The following is a 21,586-nucleotide window of genomic DNA, read 5'->3' on the forward strand; positions in this document are numbered from 1 at the left end:
AAATGGCCGAAATCTTTCTTGACGGTTTCTGGTGGATCGCCAGATTCGTTTGGGAACTGGGGGCGGGAACGGAAAAGCCGGACGCGGGGCATATCGGTCTGCGCGCTTCCGTTCCCCGGGAGAATCTTTCGACTCCGGCGGCGCTGAATTGGAATGTGTCGAACGATGTCCAAGTCGTCGACCAAACCGGTTGGGGAGGAGGCCTTTCGTTCACCGCTCCCGACGGGGAGGTGGTGATCGAGCGGGACGCGGTCGAACCGGACCGGCGTTACACCGTCCGTTTCCGTCATCCGAACCATTCGGGCCATTTTCGGGAATATGTGGTCGAGAAAGTCTCTCCCGGCGCCGGTCTGGACGATTACGTCCTGCGGGTGACCGAGAAGGACGGCAACGGCGTGGAAACGCGGGTGTGGCAATTCGAATACGAAAAATCCGGCAGCGAAGGCGGTTGGAAGATGGCGAATGGCTTTTCCGGGGGCACCGCCTTGTCCTGGAGTTCGAAAACGGAGCGGTGGAACGCCTTGCGGACCCGCCGGACGGAGACGCAGGTGATCTCGGAAGATGACGGGACCGTGCGCTACCATGAGGAAACGGTGTTCGACCGTTTCGACTGGGGGATGGGCAAGACAAAGCGAACCGTGGCCCCCGGGGGGACTGACGCGGGGCCGGAACTCGTCACCGAATGGACTTACCACGACGATGGCCGCGTGAAATCCCGCCGCGAGACCGGGGGATCGTGGGAGGTTTACGGATACGACGGAGCGGGACGCCTGACGGAACGGAAGTCGGTCTTCAAGGATTCGTATTTGGACGAGAACGACGAACCGGTCGGTCCCTACCGGTTGTGGGAGCGTTTCCATGACACCGCTGATTTGAACGGCGACAACTATGCTGACTCCCTGGTTCGAACGGTCGAGTCCGTGGTGGACGACGGATCGACGATTGAAATTTCCCGGAGGTATCGAATCGAATGGGGAAAACCGGAAACGATCGGAAGCGAGACCTTCATTCGGATCTCCGAAATCAGGGTCGCCGCTCCCGGCGGAATTTGGGACGATGCCGGGAACCTGGAGACGGTTCATTACTACCATGGCATGGGCGGCAATCACGCCGGGAGGCTTTACCGAACGGATCACCCGGACGGAACCATCACCCTTCACCAACATACCTCCGCGAACGGGCTCCACACGGATATTGTCCGTTCGGGCGTCCCGAACGCGGCCCGCACCGACATCGTGCGGGGGACGAGGAGCGAGCGCCTCGCCAGCTCCGCCGGTCACCTGCATTGGCGGAGAACCTTCCATGTCGCGCCCGGGCAGCCGGACGTGCTGGTCCTTGACGAGGAAGCGACTGTTTGGGACGACTTCGGCCGTCCGACCGAGATCCTCCATCTCGACGGTGCGATTGAGGAAAGGGAGTTCACCTGTTGCGGTCATCTGCGCTGGCACAAAGGGCGCGATGGAGTTGTCACGGAAAACGGATACGACCTCATCGGAAGGCTCAACTGGACCCAACGCGCGGGCGTGACTCTCAACTACGAACTCGATGCGGCCGGGCGGAGGATCGGGACGATCCGTCAGAAAGGGACGCCGGAGGCGATTGAAATCGAGCGACGCCATTACGACCGGGCCGGGCGCCTGGTCTGGTCAGAGAATGCGCTCGGATTTGTCCTTGGCGGAAGCAGGGAAGAGTGGGTTGCGACTTACCGTAACATGCTCGGCCAGCAAGTTCGAACCGAACACCCCGACGGAGCCATCGAGTCCCGGACCTTCAACGACAAGGGACAATTGGTCCGGGTTTACCGCGGACCTTCTCCCGAAACCACCGGCCCGGAGGTCGAAATTACGTTGTTCGCCTACAACGAACTCGGCGAACAGGAATACACTGTGGTCGACATCGCCCAAACCATCGATCCTGCTAACTGGGACGTGGAGAGCGAAAAGGGCGGGGTCGCCCGCATCACCCGAACCACCAATGAAGTGGTCGCCAGTCTCGGTCGCCACCGCTCCACCACGACCGTCTGGACGAAGGACGGCAACGTTAACGCCACCGAAACCGTCCGGATCTCCGAGCGCTCCGTCTCCGGTTTAAATTCATGGCAAACCGACTTCGGCGTGACCACTCACACCGAGATCACTCTCGACGGGCAGGGAGGGCGGACGGTCCGGACCAACCGGGCCGACGACAGTTACCGGCTCGAAATTTTCCAGGACGACCGGCTGCAATCCGTCGTGGAATACGACGCCAACGACCAGCAACTGGAGGAAACCACCTTCCAATACGACCCTCACGGACGCCTCTGGCGGACCATCGACGCCCGCAACGGCTCCACCGAATACACCTATTTAAACGATGACCAAGTCAAGACCGTCGCCACGCCCGATCCTGATCCCTCCCGCTCGGAAGTCGGCTGGGTCCCACAGGTCACCGAATTCGAATATGACGAACGCGGCCGCCGGAACAAAACGATTCATCCGGACAACACCGAGACATTGACCACCTACTGGCCGACCGGCCAGGTCAGGCGGGTCTCCGGCAGCCGCACGTTTCCGGTGGAGTACACCTATGACGCCCAAGGCCGGATGCGCACCATGAAAACCTGGCGGGATTACGACGTTCCCGGCGATCAGGAAGGAACGATCGAGGCGAACACCACATGGGTTTATGATGCCGAACGAGAATGGCTCACCGAGAAGATCGACGAGGATGGCAAGAAAACGGTCTACACCTATGACGCGCTCGGGCGCTTGCGGACCCGCACCTGGGACCGCGGCCCGGTCACCACCTACGGTTACACCGCAGCCGGAGAACTCTGGTCGATCACTTATGATGACCAGACCATTGATCTGGAACTCCGCGCCGCCGACGTGGAAATCGAATATGACCGCCGGGGCCTCCGGGAATCGGTCACCGAAACCCGGGGCAACGCGGTCGTCTCGGCCCGGACCTTCACCTACGCCGACCATTGGCAGTTGGAGGAGGAAGAATGGACCGACGGCATCCTGGCGGGGTTCACACTGCGCCGGGATTATTCAGACAGTCTCAACCGATTGACCGGCGTTTCCCTCAAAGAAGGGTCGAACACCATCGTCGCCCAGGAGATTGACTACGCGCCTGGGCGGCCTCATATTGTCTCCGTTTCGGATTTGACCGTTCCGGCCCTTCCGGTCCGGGCGGATTTCACCATCGAACCGAATTCGCGGATGATTGCCAACACCAAGTTCTATCACGACCAGACCTTGCGGCATGAGGTGACCCGCCAGCGCGACGCCATTAATCGCCTCGTTTCGATCGGCTCATCGGCCGCCTCCTTCGTTTACGATTACAACGCGGCCAACCAGCGCCAGCAGGTCACGACTGAGGACGATAATTATTGGCGTTGGAAATACGACCCCCTCGGACAGCTCGAATCGGCCAGGCGCCACCGTCCGAACGGCCAAAAGGTCCTCGGCCACGATTTCGCCTTCGTCCATGACACCATCGGCAACCGGACGTTGGCGGTCCGCAACACAACCCCGTCCTCCTATACGCCGAACCTCTTGAACCAATACGAGAAGCGCGACGTCCCGGGAATCATCCATATCCTCGGCACGGCCGATCCCGAAGCCACTGTGACGGTCGATCGACGACCGACTCTTCGGCAGGACGCTCTCTTTTACGCCGAATATCCGGTCAATAACGGTTCTGGCCCGGTTCACGAAACCATCCAAATTCGAGGCGTGAAAATCGAAGATGGAGTCGAACCGAAGAACCACGTTTCCGACGCCGAACGAAAAGTCTTCGTAGTCGGAACCCCGGAGTCGTTCGATTACGACACCGACGGCAACCTGGTCCAGGACGGCCGCTGGAATTACATTTGGAACGCCGAAAACCGATTGGTTCGGATGGAAACCCGCCCCGGCCTCCCGCCGTCGCTGGTGCGCCAACGCCTCGACTTCTCTTACGATTCCGACGGACGGCGCATTCGCAAATCGGTCTCGCAGTGGGACGACGTCACCAACGATTTCGTGCCGGTGTCGGCTATCCGTTACCTTTACAACGGCTGGAACCTCCTGGCCGAGATCGACGAAGCGGACAGCCTAATCCGCAGCTACCTCTGGGGACCCTCCGATCACGGCCAGTATGAATTGACCGCCACCCCCGGCGCCCTTCTCGGCCTGCGCGACCACACCAATAACGACGCCTTCTTCTTCGCCCAATCCGACGGCAACGGTAACATCACGAACTTGATCGCCGCCCTCGACGGCACCGAAGCCGCCCGCTACGAATATGGCCCCTTCGGTGAACCCCTCCGCGCCACCGGCCCGATGGCCCAGGCGAACCCGTTGCGTTTCAGCTCCAAATTCGTCGACGCGGAGACCGGCCTTTATTACTACGGCTACAGATACTACAGCCCGTCAATGGGGCGGTTTTTGAACAGGGATCCAATTGAGGAAGCAGGTGGATTGAATCTGTATGCGTTTGTGGGGAATGATCCGGTAAATCGATGGGATTGGCTCGGCTTGGGTGATTATAAGCTCGGTGATGATGATCCTACAATAACTCCTGACGCCGGAGCTGGAGTTCATGGCTCGGAATCACCAACTATTCGGGCGCGGGCTCTGCGGCGAGGCATTCAAGCTTCTAGTATTTTCTTCGGGTGGCCGAATGCACGCGCACACCTTAATCATTACTTTGGTGGTTCGGGAGCTGACTACACGATCCGTCTCAACGATATGATCCGCGACGTTCCTTCCGCTCAGGCATTGATGGAGTACGAGATTGCGCTTGCACAGGCGTTTGCAGAGGGTCTTAACGACGGAAATTACAGTATAACATCAGGAAGTGCATCCGGTGGGTATAATACAAAGGCTGAAAGTGAGGATTGGTATTATGCCGTAGGAGGATACAGCGCCTGGGGGAAAGGAAATGCGAGAGTTTGCGGGGACCGATACGTTCTTCAGTTTGAGTATAAGTTCTATGATCGATATAATTGGGATACTGGAAAATCAGTGACGATCACAGTTCCGGGTACATCTCGAAGCATCACCGTGACGGATGCGTTTATGGGACAGTTTCATCGGATGGGGTTAGCCCAGGAGTTCGATATGAACGGATCAGTTAAGAAGACGATTGAATGGCGAAGAGGTGAAGCTCCTGAAATACGAGATGGTTGGAATGGGGGTGGTAGGTGAATAACTGGACTATTGCTTTTCTCTTATTCTGTGGATCGATTATATTTAATGGATGTATGCATAACGATTCTCTAGATGAGCCCGAGAGAACGGAACGATTGCAGGCTGTATCGGGTTTAGGTATAGGAAGTTCGCCTTTATCGGAAGTAGTTTATTATGAGCGAGACAATGAGCGATTGGCCGGACTTGAGGAATGGATTGTCCGTTTTCCCTCCGGAATTCCTAGCACCGATTCCATCGGTTTGCCTAATAATTATACAGAAGTCCGGATAATAGAGGGAACGCAGCGCGTTTTCGAGCATAGATTGGGGCGGGCGCTAAGTAGACCCGATAACGTTAAACGATTCCAGTGGGTGCATAATGGGAGAAATATTGAAGCCGTTTCATGGGCTTCTAATTCCGAAACACTCCTATTGATTCGCGCAGAACCGTGACGTCGGCTCAATAATCTTAGGAGGCCGGAAGACGTCAAAGGCCGGAAGACGTCAAAGGCCGGAAGACATCAGGTCTTGACTCTTGACAAAACGACGCTTGCAGCGGGAAGTCTTCTCCCGTGCGGCCCTTTTCGAGTAATTTGTCAAAGGTCGAGATCTGCCGAGTTTCCGTCAGCTCATTTCTCGCAATGACAGACGGTTGTCTGTTTTTCCCACCCTTTCAATCGCGCTGGGCGTTTTCGTCAGCCGGAGGAGCCGGTCAGTTTCCCGAGGGGGCCGAGATCGATGTCGAGGTCGGCGTCGGTAAAACCGTATTGTTGTTTGAGGGTTTCGACGACCGATTCCATTTGCTGGAAGGCTTGGCCGAGGCGCTCGATTTCCTCGTCGTCGAGGTTTCCCCCCTCCATCCGACGGATCGCCTGGCGTTCCAGCAGTTGGCGGATCAGGTCGACCAAGGCCAAAACCAGCTTCAACAAGTCGCGGCCCGCCTGTTCGGAGTCGGTCGAGAACCGGACCGGCAGGGAGAGGGCGGGCGCGTCGTCGTGGTCGGGAGAGCGGGCGATCATCGCGGAGCGGAAGGGAAAGGTTCGAGAATCGTGGGATCGGTTGCCGGAAGTGGACGGCGGTCCGGGGACGAAATGATGAGACTGAGGTCGATGTCGAGCAAATCGACCTCCGCCACGGAAATGGTGAGCTTTCCATGGATGACGACCCCCTTTTGCAGAACCCGGTCAAGGACGTCGATCAACGGGGTCGGCTGGAGTCCGGATTCTTCCAAACGTGTATCCATTATTTGGTGGTAAAACTGTAGGGAGGCCAAGGCCCGGTGAGATTCAGGGAAAGTCCGGCGTCGGCCGCCTCCCGGCGCATCCCATCGACCAACTTCCGAAAGTCACCTTCCTCTTCGCGGGCGACGAGGAAGGAGGTGTTCAAAACGATCGTCCGGTCCTGTCTCTGCCGGAGGGGAATGGTCGTGGCCTCGCGGGCGGTGGTTCGCATGGAGCGGGCCAAACGAACGGCGGCCTCGGTCGCGCGCTGGGCTTGGAGGGTTTGCTCGTCCAAAGATCGCTTCTTCCGCATCAGGAATTCGGTGCCGGAACGCGGGGTGTCGTCGGACTTCGGACCGGAAGATTTCTTGGACAAACGGAGAAACTTGACGCCCCACTCCCGGGCTCCGGCGACTCGTTGGAGAGAGGCGGAGAATTCCTCGCGCTTTTCCCGCGCCAACGTGGAAAGGGCGTCGGTTTCGGCGAGGATGGTGCAGAAACGGAAGGGAAGGGCGGTGGTCTGAACCGAGACCGCGTGCTCGATCCGGTCATGGGTGCGGACTTTGTCCTCGACCCAGCGAAGGTCTTGCAGGTTTTCCTCGAGCTTCTCCTGGGTGAATTCCTCCACCGCCACCTCTTCGAAGACGAAGAGGAAATCCCCGTGGGCCGAGACGGTAATTTCCCCGCCTCCGACTCCGGTGAGACCGGCGAGGTCGAAGACCGCGTCCCGGGGGGCGAGCGCGTAAAGATAACAGGCGGATTTGGCGGCGACGGATGGCATGGTGTTCAAGTCGTGGAGGCGGCGGTGTGACGGGTTCGCGCGGACCGGCGACCCGCGGTTGTTTTCTTTTTCGCGGGCGCTTTGGAAGATCGTTTGGCCACGGCCTTTTTCTTGGCCGGTGGCTTCCTGCTCTTTTTGGGAGCGTCGGGATCGGACATCTCGCGGTACTCGGCGCGAGACTTCGATTTTGCCCTGGAGGAAGGCGGGGTGGCGGGATCGCCCGGACTCCGCTTTTCGGAGCTGACCTCGACCGTCTCCTCGCGATACTCCATTGGCCGGGCCTCCATGGTTTCTTCGGTCCTTCCCTTGATCCCCTTCGGAGTCGCTTCGAAATTGGTTTCGGCCTTGGTGGTGAGGCGGGTGTCGTGTTGCCACCAGTTGATCCCCATCTCCTGGGCTTTGTCGACCGACGCGATCAGCAACCGCACCCGAATGGTCAAAAGTTCGATATCGAGGACGGCAATGGAAATGTCGCCGGCGATCACAATTCCTTTGTCGAGCACGCGATCCAACACGTCGGCCAAGCCTTGGGGCTGCGGCCGGGCGACCTGCGGGGAAAGATCGGCGAATGGATCAGTCGTTGCCATTTGAATACATCCCGTCGGCGGAGATCGACTGGGAACGCCAGTAGCGGGCCACCCGATGGCAACGGATCATTTCAAGGTCGTCGTTGAGCTCCACGTCGAAGGTCGCGAGGATGTCGGTGGTCGGCGGGATGCGCTCGACCTCCACCACCACACCGCGGATCTTCCAGCCCTCCTCGGTCCGTTCGAAGCCGACGACGCTTTCGCACGGAGATCCGGTCAGGCTTTCCAAATGTTCGCGGGCCCGGGCGACCGGACTCGACGCGGTCTTCCCGTTATCCTCTCCCGCTTCCGGGTCGCCCGAGTTTTCCTTGAGGAGGTTGATTTCCTTGTCCTCCTCTTTGCCTTTTTTGCCTTTGCGCTTGTTCGACCCCAACATAGGTTTTCCTTTCCTGTTTAAGTGTTTCTGGACGAGTGGTAACGTTGCGCCTCGATCAAACGCTCCAGCCAGTGCCCGGCGAGTTCATCCCCTTGTTGCGGATCGATCTCGCCCTTTTGGATGCGGGCCTCGATCTCGGCGAGGCGGACGCGGATTTTGTCGATGTCATGATATTCCCGTTCCGCTTCCTGCTGAATGATCCTGGCAATGGAAAGAAGGCCGGATACGGGTCCGGTCACCGGAGCGGCAAGGATGTTAAGCAAACCCATGACAACCCTCCTTGCGCTCCAGCAACGGCGCGACGAACGAATACGGGGGAAGCGGACCGATGCAGGCGAGTTCGATTTCACCAGGACATTCGGCATCGAAATCCCGGAGACGCCGGTCGACCTCCGCGATGTTCGGGCGTTTGATCAGAAGGGAAAGGCTGAGGATACCCCGATCGCCGACTTTCCCCTTCGCGATCTCTTCCGCGAATGGTTTGAGCCGTTTGAGTAATTGACGGGCTTGTTCTCCGGCGGCCTTTCGACCGGCGGCGGCCATCGCTTTGCCGAATTGGATCCGGCGGTCGGTGGTCCGGCAGTGTCGCAAGGTTTTCAGCAGGTCCGGATGGTAATGGATGGCGGCGGTTACCATTCCGTCTTCGGTGAAAGATCCGGTGATTTTCAATTCGACCCGGCCACGAAGGCGTTCGAGTTCGTCCCGCAAATCATCGTATTTTTGTTCGAGCCAGTTTTCGAGGTCCTCGGCGGCGAGCTCGATCCCGAAACCGGCTGGAAGAATGGTGTGATGGGAAGCGAGCCGTTCGAGAACCCCGGTATGGGCGCGCAGATTTCGGACCAGTTCGGCTCCGCGACCGTGAGTGAAACGGCCGGGTTCCACCGGCGAGACCACCGCCCCGATCTCCCGGTGGGGCATAAAACGAATCTCCCGGTTTCCGATTCCGCGGGTCGGCAGGACATCGATTCCGTCGGGTTCGGGCAACATCACCCCGTAAAGGTAGCGGTTCGTTTCGATCCCCGACCCGGTGGGCGGTGCGTCGACTGGCAGCGGTCCGATCATCTCTTCTTCCGTTTCCTCCCGCTCCCGGCGGAGGCGGTGGCTTCTTCTTCGACTTCCTCGTCATTCTCCTCGTCCCCCCCGCCTCCGGTCAGTCGTGAGACAAAGCTTTTGCTTTTACTTTTGGCGGCTTCCTTTGATTGGGAGGCCGCCTTTCCGGCCATGGCCGATTTCCCGCCTCCGACCAGATCCGCCAACGCTTTCGGGTCGCTGTTGAGCACCAGCCGGTCGGCGGCTTCCGCCCACCGAAGGTAGGTGTCGACACTGGCGATGACGACGCGGGCGTCGATGGTCAGGATCTCGATTCCGACGAGGGAAACGCGGACATACGCGTCGACGACGATTCCCTTGTCGAGGATCAGATCCAGGATTTCGTAAAGGCCGCTTGAGCTCGGGGCGCTGCGCAAGGCCGGATTGGCTCCTGTGACTCCACTATACATGATTCCTCCTCTTGTTGGACGTTCCTCCTATGGTATCGAAGGCCCTCCCAAGCCCCGATCCTGACTAACATATTAAGAACGGGCGGCTCGAAATGCAAATGACCCGGAAAATCCGACTACTTCATCTGCCCTCCGCTGCCCCCGGAAGTTTTCCGCACGTTCGCTTGCAACGCGCGGGGAAATTCCGCACTGTTTCCGGTTTGCCATATGATTACGCTGAAAGACGTCTCACTCGCATTTGGAAAGAAAGTCCTGTTCAACGAAATATCCGTGACCATCGGGGCCCGGGACCGGATCGGTTTGGTCGGATCGAACGGAGCGGGGAAATCGACGCTGCTGAAGTTGCTGATGGACGAGCAGGAAACCGACGCGGGCGAAGTGCAAAAACCGGAGCACGTCACCTTCGGCTACCTGCCGCAAGATGGCATTTCGGCCTCGGGGAAAACGCTTTACGGCGAAGTCGAAACCGCGTTTGAGGATGTCCTGTCGCTGCAAAAGAAACTCGACGATGCGGGCGACCGTATGGCGACGATGGATACGACCACGGACGAGTTTTACGATCTGATCGACATGATGGGGGCCTGGGAACAGCAATTGTCCGACCATGAGCCGCAAAAGATGCGTTCCCGGATCGAACGTGTGCTCCAAGGGCTCGGTTTCTCCCGTTCGGATTTCGACCGCGACACGGGGGAGTTCTCCGGCGGTTGGCAGATGCGGATCGCGTTGGCGAAGCTGCTGCTGCGGGGGCCGTCGTTGTTGCTGCTGGACGAACCGACCAACCACCTCGACATCATTTCGCAGCATTGGGTCGAGCAATATCTCAAGCATTACCAGGGCGCGCTGATCGTCATCTCGCACGACCAGGCTTTCCTCGACACGGTCACCAACCGGACCTTGGAGCTGAAGCTCGGACGGTTGAACGTTTATAAAGGGAACTACTCGTTCTTCGTGACGGAAAGCGCCGCCCGGGTCGAGCAAAAGCGGAAAGCCCGAGACAACCAGCAGAAGGAGATCAAACGGCAGAAGGATTTCATCAACCGTTTCCGCTCCAACGTGAAAAAGGCGGGAGTGGTCCAGAGCCGGATGAAGGCGCTCGACAAAGTCGAATTGGTCGAGTTGGAGCCGGAGGAGAAGAAGATCTATTTCCGTTTCCCGCCGCCGCCGCCGGCCAGCGCGAAGGTGATCGAGTTGGAGAACATCCACAAAGCCTACGGCGATATCAAGGTCTTCCGCGGACTCGATCTCCGGATTGATAAAGGGGACCGGATCGCGGTCGTCGGAGTGAACGGAGCCGGTAAATCGACCTTGGCCCGAATCCTCGCCGGAGTCGAAAAGGTCGATCAAGGGACCCGGGATGTCGGGATCAACACCGTGATCGGATACTTCGCGCAGCAGCAGGCGGAGGAGTTGGATCCGGAAAACACCGTCCTCCAGGAAGTAGAGAAAGTGACGGAAGGCCAACCGGAAGCCAATCCGCGGGCGGTCTTGGGGGCGTTGCTTTTCAGCGGCGACGATGTGTTCAAGCAGACGACCGTCCTCTCCGGAGGGGAGCGCAACCGGGTGGCGTTGGCGAAAATGCTGATGCGGCCGGCGAATTGCGTCATTTTGGACGAACCGACCAACCACCTGGACATCCGCAGCAAGCAAGTTTTGCAGGAGGCGATCAATCTGTTCGAAGGAACGATGATCCTCGTGAGCCACGACCGGGCCTTCCTCGACGGAGTGGTCAACAAGGTCCTGGAAGTCCGGCCGGACGGAACCCGGATGTTGACCTGCAACGTGAGCGAATACATCGAGCGGATCGAAGCCGAGATGGCTGAGACGGTCGGGGGCGGGATTTGAGTGATGAATTCTGACGAGTGAATTGTGAGTGATGTTTCGGGTTCGTGCCAAAAGGCGCGAATGAATCGACAATAGTCACCTAGGCTTGTTGGAAGACTTCCGGATAGACTGCGATCGACCGGGAAGTTTCACAGGGGAGTTCCCGGAGCCGAGATTCGACATTGTCATGAAGATATACACTTATCTCTCACTCATTCCGGAGGCGCTGATCCTTTCGCAGTTGCCGCCGAAGGAATTCGGAAATTATCTGGCCGTCGGGTCTCACAACCGGGCTCGCGGACAGGCGTTCTTTTTCGAAGTCGATCCGGATTTCCGCAGCGACGTCTTCCGCATCGATGAAGCGAGGGCCCGGTGCGTTCCCCATCCGGATGGCGCGCCGAAACGTTCCGCCTACATCTCGATCTACAAGGTGTTGGAGAACGTGCCGCTCGAGGCGCTTCGGTCGATGTATTTGGCGACCAGCGACGGGCGGGTGCTCGAGGTGTCGTCGGTTCCCTATCCGGAAAAAGTGGAGGAGTTGCCACTGCGGCTTTACCAGGAGATTTGTCCGGTGCACTCGATGGTGGCCAGCCGGTTGGCGCCCCGCGAGTTCGGCAAGTTGTTGACCACGCCGGAACAGCCGCTGCGGATACCGACCGTGGCGTTCTGCGAATTGAACCTCGGCGAACTCGCCCGCGACCCGGCCAACGGGAGCGCGGAGAATCTGCCCTACCGGCAGATCGATCACGTGCGGGACTGTTTGGCGGTCTTGCGGGAAAGCGAAGGAAAGAAAACGAAGACCGTGGTGCGGGACCTCCCGCACGGCATTCTTTACCGGACGGTGACGAGCGGCTTTTACGTCGCGAACGGGAAGGGGATTTTGTACTACCCGATGCCGTCCCGGCAGGAGCTCGAGACCGAGCATTATTACTGGTGGCATTCCGCACGGATGGAATTCACCTCCTGATCTTTCCCTCAACCTCTCAGCCAAGGTAATCAAATGAGTTCAGTAATTCTCTGGATCGCGCCCGCAGCTTCCCTGGTGGCACTCTTCGCCGCCGGTTGGTTCTTCCGCCAAATGATGCGGGAGAGCGAGGGCACAAATGAAATGGCCGCCATCGCGCGCAGCGTGCGGGAAGGGGCGATGGCGTATCTAAAACAACAATACGTCGTCATGACCATGGTTTTCGGCGCCCTCTTCGTGCTCTTCGCGGTGATGGCGTTCGGCTTCCAACTGCAATCGACCTGGTTGCCGTTCGGTTTCATCCTCGCCGGTTTCTCGTCGGCATTGGCGGGATACATCGGGATGAAAACGGCGACGGCCGCCTCGGCGCGGACCGCCAACGCCGCCCGGCAATCGCTGGGTGCGGGGTTGAGGATCTCCTTCCGCAGCGGTGCGGTGATGGGCCTGGTGGTGGTCGGCCTCGGTCTGTTGAACGTGTCGCTCTGGTTTATCGTTCTCGATTGGGTGTATCCGCGCGAAGGGGACGACGGCCACCGGGTGATTTACCTGACGACGACGATTCTGACCTTCAGCATGGGGGCTTCGCTCCAAGCGCTTTTTGCCCGGGTGGGCGGCGGGATCTTCACCAAGGCGGCCGACGTCGGCGCCGATCTGGTCGGCAAGGTAGAGGCGGGCATCCCGGAAGACGATCCGCGGAATCCCGCGACGATCGCGGATAACGTCGGCGACAACGTCGGCGACGTCGCCGGCATGGGGGCCGATCTTTACGAATCCTACACCGGTTCGGTGATCGCCGCCGCGGCCCTCGGGGCGGCGGCCTATCTTGGCGACACCTCGGCCCAGATGAAGGCGGTGGTCCTGCCGATGGGAATCGCGGCGATCGGGATCATCTTTTCAATCATCGGGGTCTTTTTCATCCGCACCAAAGAGGGGGCGACCCAGCACAGCTTGTTGAAATCGCTCTCGCTCGGCATCAACCTGAGTTCGCTCATGGTGATCGTCGGAGCGCTCGGTCTGATTCATCTCCTCGGTGTATCCAGTCCGTGGGGACTCTGGGGAGCGGTGGTGGCCGGCTTGGTCACCGGATTGGTGATCGGTCGTTCGACTGAATATTTCACCGCCTCCTCGTTCAAGCCGACCCAGCACATCGCCAAGGAAGCGATCACCGGGCCGGCCACGGTGATCATCGCCGGGACGGCGGTCGGGATGGTTTCGACGGCGGTGCCGGTCCTGGCGGTCATGGCGGGAACCGGATTGGCCTTCCTCTTCGCCGCCGGATTCGATCCGGGCAATTTGAACGCCGGCCTCTACGGCATCGGGATCGCGGCGGTCGGGATGTTGTCGACCCTCGGGATTACCTTGGCCAGCGACGCCTACGGTCCGATCGCCGACAACGCCGGGGGGAACGCCGAGATGGCGCACCTCGGGCCGGAAGTCCGCAAACGGACCGACGCCCTCGATTCGCTCGGCAACACCACCGCCGCCACCGGCAAGGGGTTCGCCATCGGGTCGGCCGCGCTCACCGCGCTGGCGCTCCTCGCTTCGTATGTGGAAGTGCTGCGGATCCAAATGATCCGCAACGGCGACACGGAGTTGGCCATCGGACACAACGGTTTGGTGGCGACGGCGGAAGCGACTTTGGTCGATTTCATGACCTTCTTCAACGTCACGCTGCTGAATCCGCTGGTGTTGCTCGGAATTTTCCTCGGAGCGATGAGCGCCTTCCTCTTCTGCGGGTTGACGATCAATGCGGTCGGCAAGGCGGCCTCGGAAATGGTGGTGGAAGTCCGTCGCCAATTCCGGGAGATTCCGGGAATCCTCGAAGGAACCGGACGTCCCGACTACGCCCGCTGCGTCGCGATCTCCGCGAAACGGGCGCAGAAGGAGATGGTCGTTCCCTCGCTTCTCGCGGTGATGGTTCCGGTGGTGACCGGCGTCCTGCTCGGGGTCGGCGGGGTGATGGGCTTGTTGGTCGGAGCCCTTTCGGGCGGATTCGTCCTGGCGATCTTCCTGGCGAACTCCGGCGGGGCTTGGGACAACGCCAAGAAATACATCGAAGAGGGCCATCACGGCGGCAAGGGGTCCGAAGCGCACAAGGCCTCAGTGATCGGCGACACCGTCGGCGATCCCTTCAAAGACACCTCCGGCCCGAGCCTGAACATCCTGATCAAACTGATGAGCATCGTTGCCATCGTGATGGTCGGAGTGACCTTGCGGTTCGGCTGGTTCTAAAAAAGGGTTCAGGTGTCAGGGTTCAGGTGTCAGGGTTCAGGTGTCAGGGTTCAGGTGTCAGGGTTCAGGTGTCAGGGTTCAGGTGTCAGGGTTCAGGTGTCAGGGTTCAGGTGTCAGGGTTCAGGTGTCAGGGTTCAGGTGTCAGGGTTCAGGTGTCAGGGTTCAGGTGTCAGGGTTCAGGTGTCAGGGTTCAGGTGTCAGGGTTCAGGTGTCAGGGGGGTGGGCTCAGGTGTCGGGTGGTTGGGCTCTCTAGTATTACGGGGGCGGTTTCGGTTTTGGATCCGTCCCTGTCTTCCACTTCCCACTGCGCTCCTTAAACTTAATCCCTGACCTCTGAAACCTGAACCCCTGACACCCGACACCTGACACCCGACACCTGACGCCCGACACCTGACGCCCGGCACCTGACGCCCGACACCTCTTCAACGGTAAAATAGTTTCGATTTGGGGTTGAATCGGGGGCGGGGGAGGGTAGGTTCGAAGGTGGCCAGGTCCTATGCAATGACGGACAGGTGAACTCCGCCAGGACCGGAAGGTAGCAACGGTGACCATGATCCGCATGTGCCGTAGGGTGCCTGGCCACTTTTTTTACAACCGGACGTTTTGAAGGTTGTCACCCACCAGCGGCTCGCAAACAATCGGGCCGTTTTTCTTTTTCCGGATTCGACTATGGCAGCAGGGTATCAGGTAATCGCACGCAAATGGAGGCCTCAGCAGTTCACTGAGGTTGTGGGGCAGGACCATATCGTGCGGACCCTGAAAAACGCCATCGAAAGCGGCCGGATCGCCCACGCCTATCTCTTCGTCGGCCCCCGGGGAACGGGGAAAACCACCACCGCCCGGATCTTCGCCAAGGCGCTCAATTGCAGCAACGGACCGACCGCCAACCCGTGCGGCGAATGCGAGAACTGCAAGGCGATCAACAGCGGTTCGTCGATGGATGTGATGGAAATCGACGGCGCGTCGAACAATTCCGTCGACCAGATCCGCGACCTCCGCGACGACGTCCGTTACGCCCCGACCCAAGGGAAGTTCAAGATCTATATCATCGACGAAGTCCACATGTTGTCGAACCAGGCCTTCAACGCGCTGTTGAAAACGCTGGAAGAGCCGCCCGCCCATGTGAAATTCGTTTTCGCCACCACCGAAGCGCAGAAAGTGTTGCCGACGATCGTGTCGCGTTGCCAGCGCTTCGAGTTGAAGCCGATCCCCGACAATCTGATCGTCCAGCGTTTGGAACTGATCTGCCGCGAGGAAAAGATCGAGGCCAGTCCGGAGGCGTTGCAGACGATCGCCCGGTTGGCCCAGGGCGGTATGCGGGACTCGCAATCGATCCTCGACCAGATGATCGCTTTTTGCGGGGAGACCATTTCGGAAAACGACGTGCTCGACGTTTACGGCTTGGTGAGCCGGAGGCAGATCGAGGCGTTGGCCTCGGCGGTGGGCGCCGGGGACGCGTTGAAAATTTTGGAGTTCGTCGACGCCATGGCCTCCGACGGACGAGACCTTTTCCGGATTCTCGGCGATTTGCAGGCGGTGGTCCGTGAAGCGTTGTTGGACTCGATCCATCGCAAAGGGGAAACCTCCAAACTCGGCGAACCGATGTCGACGGAGGCATTGGTGCGCTTGCTGGACGTCCTACGCGAAGGCGAGGAAAGCGTGAAGACGGGCCTCTCGGAAAAGGTGAACCTCGAAGTGGTTTTGCTGAAGGGAGTCGAAGCGAGCCGAGCCCGGGCGATCGACAGTCTGATCCGCGAGATCAGCGCCATGGCGGACGCGCTTCCCGACGACGGGGCGGACGCCGAAAAAAAAAAGGCCTGAGGACCGCGCCGCCGCCGTCACCTAACGCGGATACGACGGAACAACCGCAGACCTCGTTGGCGAACGCCGCCGGCGGGAACGGCGCCGAAGCCGGAAGCCTCGAACCGGAGCGCGACGAACCCGCCCAATCCAAGGAAGAACCCGCGCCGGAGGAGCGGTCGGACGGCGATGCGAACTACGACGAAGACCAGTGGGAACGGACCTTGGCCGACGGCGAATCGTTTGAGTCGGGCGGAGACTTCGCCCCCTTGTCGGCTGGAGCAGGGGAGTCGACGGAATCGAACGGACCGGTGCCGCCGATGGACGAGATGCTGGAAAAAATCCCTTCCGGCACCCGGCAACTGATCGACGCCCTATTCCGGGGCCGTTTCGTCGACGTCCAATACGTCGATCGGAAAAAGTTGTATTGAAGGAACTCTCTCCTGTAGTCGGGTTGGCTTCGCCGCCCGACCGCAGCGGCCGGGACGCTGAGCAAAGAGCGTTTGACATTGGGCGTCGCGGGCGGAGGCGGTGGCTCCCCGGGGTTTCGGACATCACAATGTGGGGCGGCGGAGCCAACCCCACTACGGCGGGCGATACTCTCCCCAAAGCCTGGCCCCGGAGCGTCGCCGTAGTCGGGTTGGCTCCGCCGCCCGACCGCAGCGGCCGGGACGCTGAGCAAAGAGCGTTTGACATTGGGCGTCGCGGGCGGAGGCGGTGGCTCCCGGGGTTTCGGACATCACAATGTGGGGCGGCGGAGCCAACCCCACTACGTCGGGCGATACTGCCCAAAGCCCGCATCCTGTATCATCGTTTCACTGGTCGATTCCGGAGCTTCGCCATCCGCAAAAACAGGCAAGAATGCCTGTGTCACGCAGGGGGGCGACGCTCAGAAGCCGTCGGGGTGGCGACTGTGCCATTTCCAGGCGCTTTCGATGATCGGCAAAATGGTCGGGTATTCGATTTTCCAGCCGAGTTCGCGCTGGGCTTTGCTCGAATCGGCGTAGAGCGATGGGGGGTCGCCGGGACGGCGGGCCTCCTCGATCGCCGGTATTTTTTTGCCGGTCACTTTTTCCGCGGCCTCGATCACTTCGCGGACCGAGGTGGGCGTGCCGGTGCCCAGGTTGTAGAAAAGGCACTGGCCCGGAGAGACGAGTTTGTCGAAGGCGGCGATGTGAGCGCGGCTCAGGTCGTCGACATGGACATAGTCGCGCAGGCAAGTGCCGTCGGGAGTCGGGTAGTCGGTGCCGAAAATTTTGATGTTTTCCCGCTTGCCGAGGGCGACGTCGAGGACCAAGGGGATCAGGTGGGTCTCCGGATCGTGGTCCTCGCCGATCCGGGCATCCCGGGAGGCGCCGGCGGCGTTGAAATACCGGAACGAGGCGGAGCTGAAACCATGGGCGACGGCGAGCGCCTTCAACGCGTTTTCGACGTCGAGTTTGGTTTGGCCGTAGGGATTGATCGGGGCTTGGGGGAGGTCCTCGGTGATCGGGAGACGTTCGGGGACCCCGTAGGTCGCGCAGGTGGAGGAGAAGACGAATTTTTTGACGTCGTGCTTCAGCATGGTGCGGAGCAGGGCGAGGGTGGCGACGACGTTGTTGAAATAATACTTCAGCGGATCGGTGACCGATTCGCCGACGTAGGCGAAGGCGGCGAAGTGCATCACCAGTTCGATTTTCTCTTTTTTCAGAATGTCGCCGACGGCGGATTCGTCGCCGAGGTCGGCCCGGTAGAAGGAAACTTCCGGGGCGACCGCCTCGCGGTGGCCGAAAACGAGGCTGTCGAGCACGACCGGACGGTGGCCCGCTTCCTGAAGTTGTCGCACGCAATGACTTCCGATGTAACCCGCTCCGCCGACGACTAATACGTTCATGCGGTCAAAGTTGCTCGAATCAGGATTGTCTTGCCACCTTTTTTTCGGCAGAGTGGTCGTTTGCTCACGGAACAATTGTGAATAATTCGTCTCTCCTCATTGACAGGCATTCCGGATTCGTGTCTTTAATGCCTTTTTTCGCTCATGGTTAACAGCCGCATAGTCATTACCGGAATCGGCCTGACGGCCCCGAACGGAAACGATTTCGCCGAATACCGGCGGAATCTCCTCGAGGGCGTCTCCGGGATTGAGACGATCGATATGCGTTACATGGGTCCGGTGCACGCCGGGGTCTGCCGTTACGACACCTCCCGCTACCAGACCCGAAAACAGCTTCGAGTCGGCACCCGCGCCGGGAGCATCGGGATCTACTGCGCCAACGAGGCGCTGCGCGACGCCGGGATCGATTGGGAACGCCAGGACAAGGAGCGGGTCGGCGTTTACGTCGGGGTGACCGAACACGGCAACGTCGAGACGGAGAACGAGATCTACAACATCTCCCAATTCAATTACGACACCCGTTACTGGACCCACCATCACAACCCGCGGACGGTGGCCAACAATCCGGCCGGGGAGATCACCTTGAATTTGAAGATCACCGGTCCCCACTACACCATCGGGGCGGCCTGCGCGGCCGGCAACGCCGGGATCATCCAGGCGGTGCAGATGTTGCGTCTCGGGGAAGTCGACGTCGCCTTCGGCGGGGGAGTCAGCGAAAGCATCCACACCTTCGGCATTTTCGCCGCCTTCAAGAGCCAGGGGGCGCTGGCCCATCACGAGGATCCGGCCAAAGCCTCCCGCCCGTTCGACCGCGACCGCAACGGCATTGTGGTGAGCGAAGGGGGCTGCCTTTACGTGTTGGAGCGGTTGGAAGACGCCCGGGCCCGGGGAGCGAAGATTTACGGCGAGATCCTCGGTTATTGCGTCAACTCCGACGCTACCGATTACGTGCTGCCGAACAACATCCGTCAGGCGGAGTGCATGCGCCGGACGATCGAGCGGAGTCATTTGAAGCCGTCGGACGTGCACATCGTGAGCACCCACGCCACCGCGACCTCGCTCGGCGACGTGCAGGAGTGCACCGCCTTGCGGGCGGTTTTCGAGGATTGTCCGAACACTTACGTCAACAACACCAAAGGTTTCATCGGCCACACCATGGGGGCGGCCGGGGCGCTGGAGTTGGCCGGGAACCTCGGGGCGTTCGACGATCTGATGGTCCATACGTCGTTGAACGTCGACAATCTTGATCCCGAATGTTATCTTCCGAACCACGTGCTTGACCAACCGGTGAAGTCGAAACAGGTTGACGCAATTTTGAACAATTCCTTTGGTATGTTGGGTATCAACTCCTCCCTGATCGTGAGCCGCTTCGCGGATTGAGGGAGGGGGACAAGCAGAAGCAGAAGTTTTTATGACAAACGAAGAATGTAAGAAGATCGTTCTGGATATTATCGCGGACATCGCTCCCGACGAGGATTTGGGGGATGTGAAGCCCGACGTGCGGCTGCGCGACCAGTTGGATCTGGATTCGATGGACTTCCTGGACATCGTCATGGAGTTGCGCAAGCAACACGGCATCGAGGTCCCTGAGGCGGATTATCCGAAGCTCGCTTCGCTCGACAGCTGCGCGGAGTATCTGACGCCGAAGTTCAACGCCAAAGCGGTTTCCTGATCCCGGCGGATTTCCGGACCGTCTGATCGGTCCCCCTGCGCGCGTCCTTCGGGGACGCGCGCTTGTTTTTGACCGCGGCAAACAATCGACGAGGCGCATCGCACCCATGGAAGGCGAACACTACGACGTGGCGATCATCGGGGCCGGCATGGCTGGTCTCGCCGCCGCCATTCGGCTGGCCCACTTCGGCAAGAAAGTCTGTGTCTTCGAGCGCCACAACGTAGTCGGCGGGTTGAACAGCTTTTACAGCTTCGACGGACGGAAATACGACGTCGGGTTGCACGCGATGACGAATTACGTCGCCCCCGGGGTGAAAGGAACCCCGCTCGGCAAACTCCTCCGGCAACTCCGGATCGATCGCGACTCCCTCGGACTCTGCGAGCAAATCCGATCCCGCGTGGCGTTTCCCGGAGTCGATTTGGTCTTCACCAACGATTTCGCGGTGCTCGAAGCGGAGATCGCTGACAAATTTCCCCAGCAGATCGACGGATTCCGGGCGTTGACCGCGGCGATCCGGGAATACGACGAAGTCGCCCTCGACGCTCCGTCCGAGTCGGCCCGGGAAGTGGTCGGCCGCCATCTGACCGATCCCTTGTTGGTCGACATGATCTTCTGTCCGCTGATGTTTTACGGCAGCGCCCGGGAGAACGACATGGATTTCTACCAGTTCGCGATCATGTTCAAATCGATCTTCCTGGAAGGCTTCGCCCGCCCTCCGGAAGGAGTCCGGCGGGTGATCCGGGTTCTCCTCGACAAATGCCGAAAAACCGGGGCCGCCCGGAAGATGAAATGCGGGGTGGAGAAGCTCCTGGTGGAAGGGAACCGGGTCACCGGCCTCGTGTTGGACAACGGCGCCACCATCACCGCCGACCGGGTATTGTCGACCATCGGCGACCTCGAAACCCGGCGGTTGTGGCAACCGGAAACGATCGACGACAACCACGCCGACGCGGGACGGCTCTCATTCGTGGAGACGATCACCGTCCTCGACGCCGAGCCGGCGGAGATGGGTTGGAACGACACGATCGTCTTCTTCAACGATTCGGAGCGTTTTCATTATGAAGTGCCGCGCGACCGGCCGGTTGACGTCCGGAGCGGGGTGATCTGTTTTCCCAACAATTTCCGTTACGACGGGGACCGGTTGCCCGAAGGGATGTTGCGCGTCACCTGCCTGGCCGATTACGATTATTGGCGCGGGTTGCCCGAAGAAAAATACCGGGAGGAAAAGGATGCCTGGTTCGCCTGGATCAACGAAAGCGCCCGCCGGTTTTTGCCGCCGGTCGATGGGGCGTTGGTGCAAGAGCGGACAGTGGCCCGGGACATGTTCACTCCCCGGACGATCAAGAAGTTCACCGGTCACTTGAACGGCGCCGTTTACGGAGCTCCGACGAAGATCAAAGACGGCCGGACCGATCTGGAGAACCTTTATCTATGCGGCACCGACCAAGGTTTTCTAGGAATCGTCGGCGCGATGTTGAGCGGCATCTCGATGGCCAACCTGCACGTCCTGCAAGGCGGCCGGTGACGGGAGCGGGAGTGGAGTCTTGCATTTCAGCGAAGACCATTGGGCGAATGGGGCGGTTAAGATGGCGACCCTTCAGGCCGC

At 59.8% G+C, this 21,586-nt stretch carries 18 protein-coding genes and 1 other RNA gene; 10 read left to right on the top strand and 9 right to left on the bottom strand.

All coding sequences use genetic code 11. The annotated features are described in order from the left end of the window. Positions 1-2: 2 nt before the first annotated feature. The gene (locus tag ACWUI2_RS20970; RefSeq protein WP_486984800.1) at positions 3-5,174 is read left to right on the top strand and encodes an RHS repeat-associated core domain-containing protein; all 5,172 of its coding nucleotides are present in this window, start codon (positions 3-5) and stop codon (positions 5,172-5,174) included. Between the two features lie 676 nt (positions 5,175-5,850). Here ACWUI2_RS20970 and ACWUI2_RS20975 read toward each other — a convergent pair. The 8 genes from ACWUI2_RS20975 to gvpJ are packed head-to-tail and all read right to left on the bottom strand — an operon-like array spanning position 5,851 to position 9,618. Further along, positions 5,851-6,174, bottom strand: a complete 324-nt coding sequence (locus ACWUI2_RS20975; protein WP_486984801.1) for a gas vesicle protein K — start codon at positions 6,172-6,174, stop codon at positions 5,851-5,853. Further along, positions 6,171-6,398, bottom strand: a complete 228-nt coding sequence (locus tag ACWUI2_RS20980; protein ID WP_486984802.1) for a gas vesicle protein — start codon at positions 6,396-6,398, stop codon at positions 6,171-6,173. The genes ACWUI2_RS20975 and ACWUI2_RS20980 overlap by 4 nt, the downstream gene beginning before the upstream one ends. Continuing rightward, complete coding sequence (locus ACWUI2_RS20985) at positions 6,398-7,156, bottom strand: GvpL/GvpF family gas vesicle protein (protein WP_486984803.1); 759 nt, start codon at positions 7,154-7,156, stop codon at positions 6,398-6,400. The genes ACWUI2_RS20980 and ACWUI2_RS20985 overlap by 1 nt, the downstream gene beginning before the upstream one ends. 5 nt (positions 7,157-7,161) lie before the next feature. Continuing rightward, positions 7,162-7,743: a gas vesicle protein gene (locus ACWUI2_RS20990; RefSeq protein ID WP_486984804.1), complete on the bottom strand. Its 582-nt coding sequence runs from the start codon at positions 7,741-7,743 to the stop codon at positions 7,162-7,164. Continuing rightward, on the bottom strand, positions 7,730-8,119 hold the full coding sequence (gvpO, locus tag ACWUI2_RS20995) for a gas vesicle protein GvpO (protein ID WP_486984805.1): 390 nt from the start codon (positions 8,117-8,119) through the stop codon (positions 7,730-7,732). The genes ACWUI2_RS20990 and gvpO overlap by 14 nt, the downstream gene beginning before the upstream one ends. Before the next feature lie 17 nt (positions 8,120-8,136). Beyond that, positions 8,137-8,388 (bottom strand): gas vesicle protein GvpG, encoded by a 252-nt coding sequence (locus ACWUI2_RS21000; RefSeq protein WP_486984806.1) that lies wholly within the window; start codon positions 8,386-8,388, stop codon positions 8,137-8,139. Next, positions 8,375-9,181, bottom strand: coding sequence for a GvpL/GvpF family gas vesicle protein (locus ACWUI2_RS21005; protein WP_486984807.1), 807 nt, complete (start codon positions 9,179-9,181; stop codon positions 8,375-8,377). Before ACWUI2_RS21005 ends, ACWUI2_RS21000 begins: the two co-directional genes overlap by 14 nt. Continuing rightward, positions 9,178-9,618 carry a gas vesicle protein GvpJ gene (gene gvpJ, locus ACWUI2_RS21010; RefSeq protein WP_486984808.1) on the bottom strand — a complete coding sequence of 147 codons (441 nt, stop codon included), beginning with the start codon at positions 9,616-9,618 and terminating at the stop codon, positions 9,178-9,180. Before gvpJ ends, ACWUI2_RS21005 begins: the two co-directional genes overlap by 4 nt. Before the next feature lie 207 nt (positions 9,619-9,825). Between gvpJ and ACWUI2_RS21015 the strand changes: the two genes are divergently transcribed. From ACWUI2_RS21015 to ACWUI2_RS21040, 6 genes are all read left to right on the top strand, one after another. After that, the gene (locus ACWUI2_RS21015) at positions 9,826-11,460 is read left to right on the top strand and encodes an ABC-F family ATP-binding cassette domain-containing protein (protein ID WP_486984809.1); all 1,635 of its coding nucleotides are present in this window, start codon (positions 9,826-9,828) and stop codon (positions 11,458-11,460) included. 166 nt (positions 11,461-11,626) lie between these two features. Further along, the gene (locus ACWUI2_RS21020; protein WP_486984810.1) at positions 11,627-12,406 is read left to right on the top strand and encodes a hypothetical protein; all 780 of its coding nucleotides are present in this window, start codon (positions 11,627-11,629) and stop codon (positions 12,404-12,406) included. 33 nt (positions 12,407-12,439) lie between these two features. Then, positions 12,440-14,635, top strand: a complete 2,196-nt coding sequence (locus ACWUI2_RS21025) for a sodium-translocating pyrophosphatase (protein WP_486984811.1) — start codon at positions 12,440-12,442, stop codon at positions 14,633-14,635. A gap of 485 nt (positions 14,636-15,120) precedes the next feature. Continuing rightward, positions 15,121-15,219, top strand: an RNA gene (ffs, locus tag ACWUI2_RS21030) — signal recognition particle sRNA small type. Positions 15,220-15,304: 85 nt separating this feature from the next. Beyond that, complete coding sequence (dnaX, locus tag ACWUI2_RS21035; RefSeq protein ID WP_486984812.1) at positions 15,305-16,456, top strand: DNA polymerase III subunit gamma/tau; 1,152 nt, start codon at positions 15,305-15,307, stop codon at positions 16,454-16,456. 56 nt (positions 16,457-16,512) lie between these two features. Beyond that, positions 16,513-16,866 (top strand): hypothetical protein, encoded by a 354-nt coding sequence (locus ACWUI2_RS21040; protein ID WP_486984813.1) that lies wholly within the window; start codon positions 16,513-16,515, stop codon positions 16,864-16,866. 458 nt (positions 16,867-17,324) lie between these two features. On the opposite strand, the gene galE is transcribed toward ACWUI2_RS21040, so the two are convergent. After that, entirely contained in the window at positions 17,325-18,308 is a 984-nt protein-coding gene (galE, locus tag ACWUI2_RS21045) for a UDP-glucose 4-epimerase GalE (RefSeq protein ID WP_486984814.1), read from the bottom strand. A 144-nt stretch (positions 18,309-18,452) separates the two neighbouring features. Here galE and ACWUI2_RS21050 point away from each other — a divergent pair, with 144 nt between their 5' ends. From ACWUI2_RS21050 to ACWUI2_RS21060, 3 genes are all read left to right on the top strand, one after another. Beyond that, positions 18,453-19,688, top strand: a complete 1,236-nt coding sequence (locus tag ACWUI2_RS21050) for a beta-ketoacyl-[acyl-carrier-protein] synthase family protein (protein WP_486984815.1) — start codon at positions 18,453-18,455, stop codon at positions 19,686-19,688. A gap of 31 nt (positions 19,689-19,719) precedes the next feature. Then, positions 19,720-19,980: an acyl carrier protein gene (locus ACWUI2_RS21055; RefSeq protein ID WP_486984816.1), complete on the top strand. Its 261-nt coding sequence runs from the start codon at positions 19,720-19,722 to the stop codon at positions 19,978-19,980. 106 nt (positions 19,981-20,086) lie between these two features. Continuing rightward, positions 20,087-21,505, top strand: a complete 1,419-nt coding sequence (locus ACWUI2_RS21060; protein ID WP_486984817.1) for a phytoene desaturase family protein — start codon at positions 20,087-20,089, stop codon at positions 21,503-21,505. The last annotated feature ends 81 nt before the right edge of the window (positions 21,506-21,586 follow it).

The sequence above is a fragment of the Verruconatronum alginivorum genome, from assembly GCF_056590205.1.

Bases quoted from the DNA above. Each gene is read 5' to 3' on its own strand.
- ACWUI2_RS20970 (WP_486984800.1), top strand. From the start codon at position 3: ATGGCCGAAATCTTTCTTGACGGTTTCTGGTGGATCGCCAGATTCGTT.
- ACWUI2_RS20975 (WP_486984801.1), bottom strand. From the start codon at position 6,174: ATGATCGCCCGCTCTCCCGACCACGACGACGCGCCCGCCCTCTCCCTG.
- ACWUI2_RS20980 (WP_486984802.1), bottom strand. From the start codon at position 6,398: ATGGATACACGTTTGGAAGAATCCGGACTCCAGCCGACCCCGTTGATC.
- ACWUI2_RS20985 (WP_486984803.1), bottom strand. From the start codon at position 7,156: ATGCCATCCGTCGCCGCCAAATCCGCCTGTTATCTTTACGCGCTCGCC.
- ACWUI2_RS20990 (WP_486984804.1), bottom strand. From the start codon at position 7,743: ATGGCAACGACTGATCCATTCGCCGATCTTTCCCCGCAGGTCGCCCGG.
- gvpO (WP_486984805.1), bottom strand. From the start codon at position 8,119: ATGTTGGGGTCGAACAAGCGCAAAGGCAAAAAAGGCAAAGAGGAGGAC.
- ACWUI2_RS21000 (WP_486984806.1), bottom strand. From the start codon at position 8,388: ATGGGTTTGCTTAACATCCTTGCCGCTCCGGTGACCGGACCCGTATCC.
- ACWUI2_RS21005 (WP_486984807.1), bottom strand. From the start codon at position 9,181: ATGATCGGACCGCTGCCAGTCGACGCACCGCCCACCGGGTCGGGGATC.
- gvpJ (WP_486984808.1), bottom strand. From the start codon at position 9,618: ATGTATAGTGGAGTCACAGGAGCCAATCCGGCCTTGCGCAGCGCCCCG.
- ACWUI2_RS21015 (WP_486984809.1), top strand. From the start codon at position 9,826: ATGATTACGCTGAAAGACGTCTCACTCGCATTTGGAAAGAAAGTCCTG.
- ACWUI2_RS21020 (WP_486984810.1), top strand. From the start codon at position 11,627: ATGAAGATATACACTTATCTCTCACTCATTCCGGAGGCGCTGATCCTT.
- ACWUI2_RS21025 (WP_486984811.1), top strand. From the start codon at position 12,440: ATGAGTTCAGTAATTCTCTGGATCGCGCCCGCAGCTTCCCTGGTGGCA.
- dnaX (WP_486984812.1), top strand. From the start codon at position 15,305: ATGGCAGCAGGGTATCAGGTAATCGCACGCAAATGGAGGCCTCAGCAG.
- galE (WP_486984814.1), bottom strand. From the start codon at position 18,308: ATGAACGTATTAGTCGTCGGCGGAGCGGGTTACATCGGAAGTCATTGC.
- ACWUI2_RS21050 (WP_486984815.1), top strand. From the start codon at position 18,453: ATGGTTAACAGCCGCATAGTCATTACCGGAATCGGCCTGACGGCCCCG.
- ACWUI2_RS21055 (WP_486984816.1), top strand. From the start codon at position 19,720: ATGACAAACGAAGAATGTAAGAAGATCGTTCTGGATATTATCGCGGAC.
- ACWUI2_RS21060 (WP_486984817.1), top strand. From the start codon at position 20,087: ATGGAAGGCGAACACTACGACGTGGCGATCATCGGGGCCGGCATGGCT.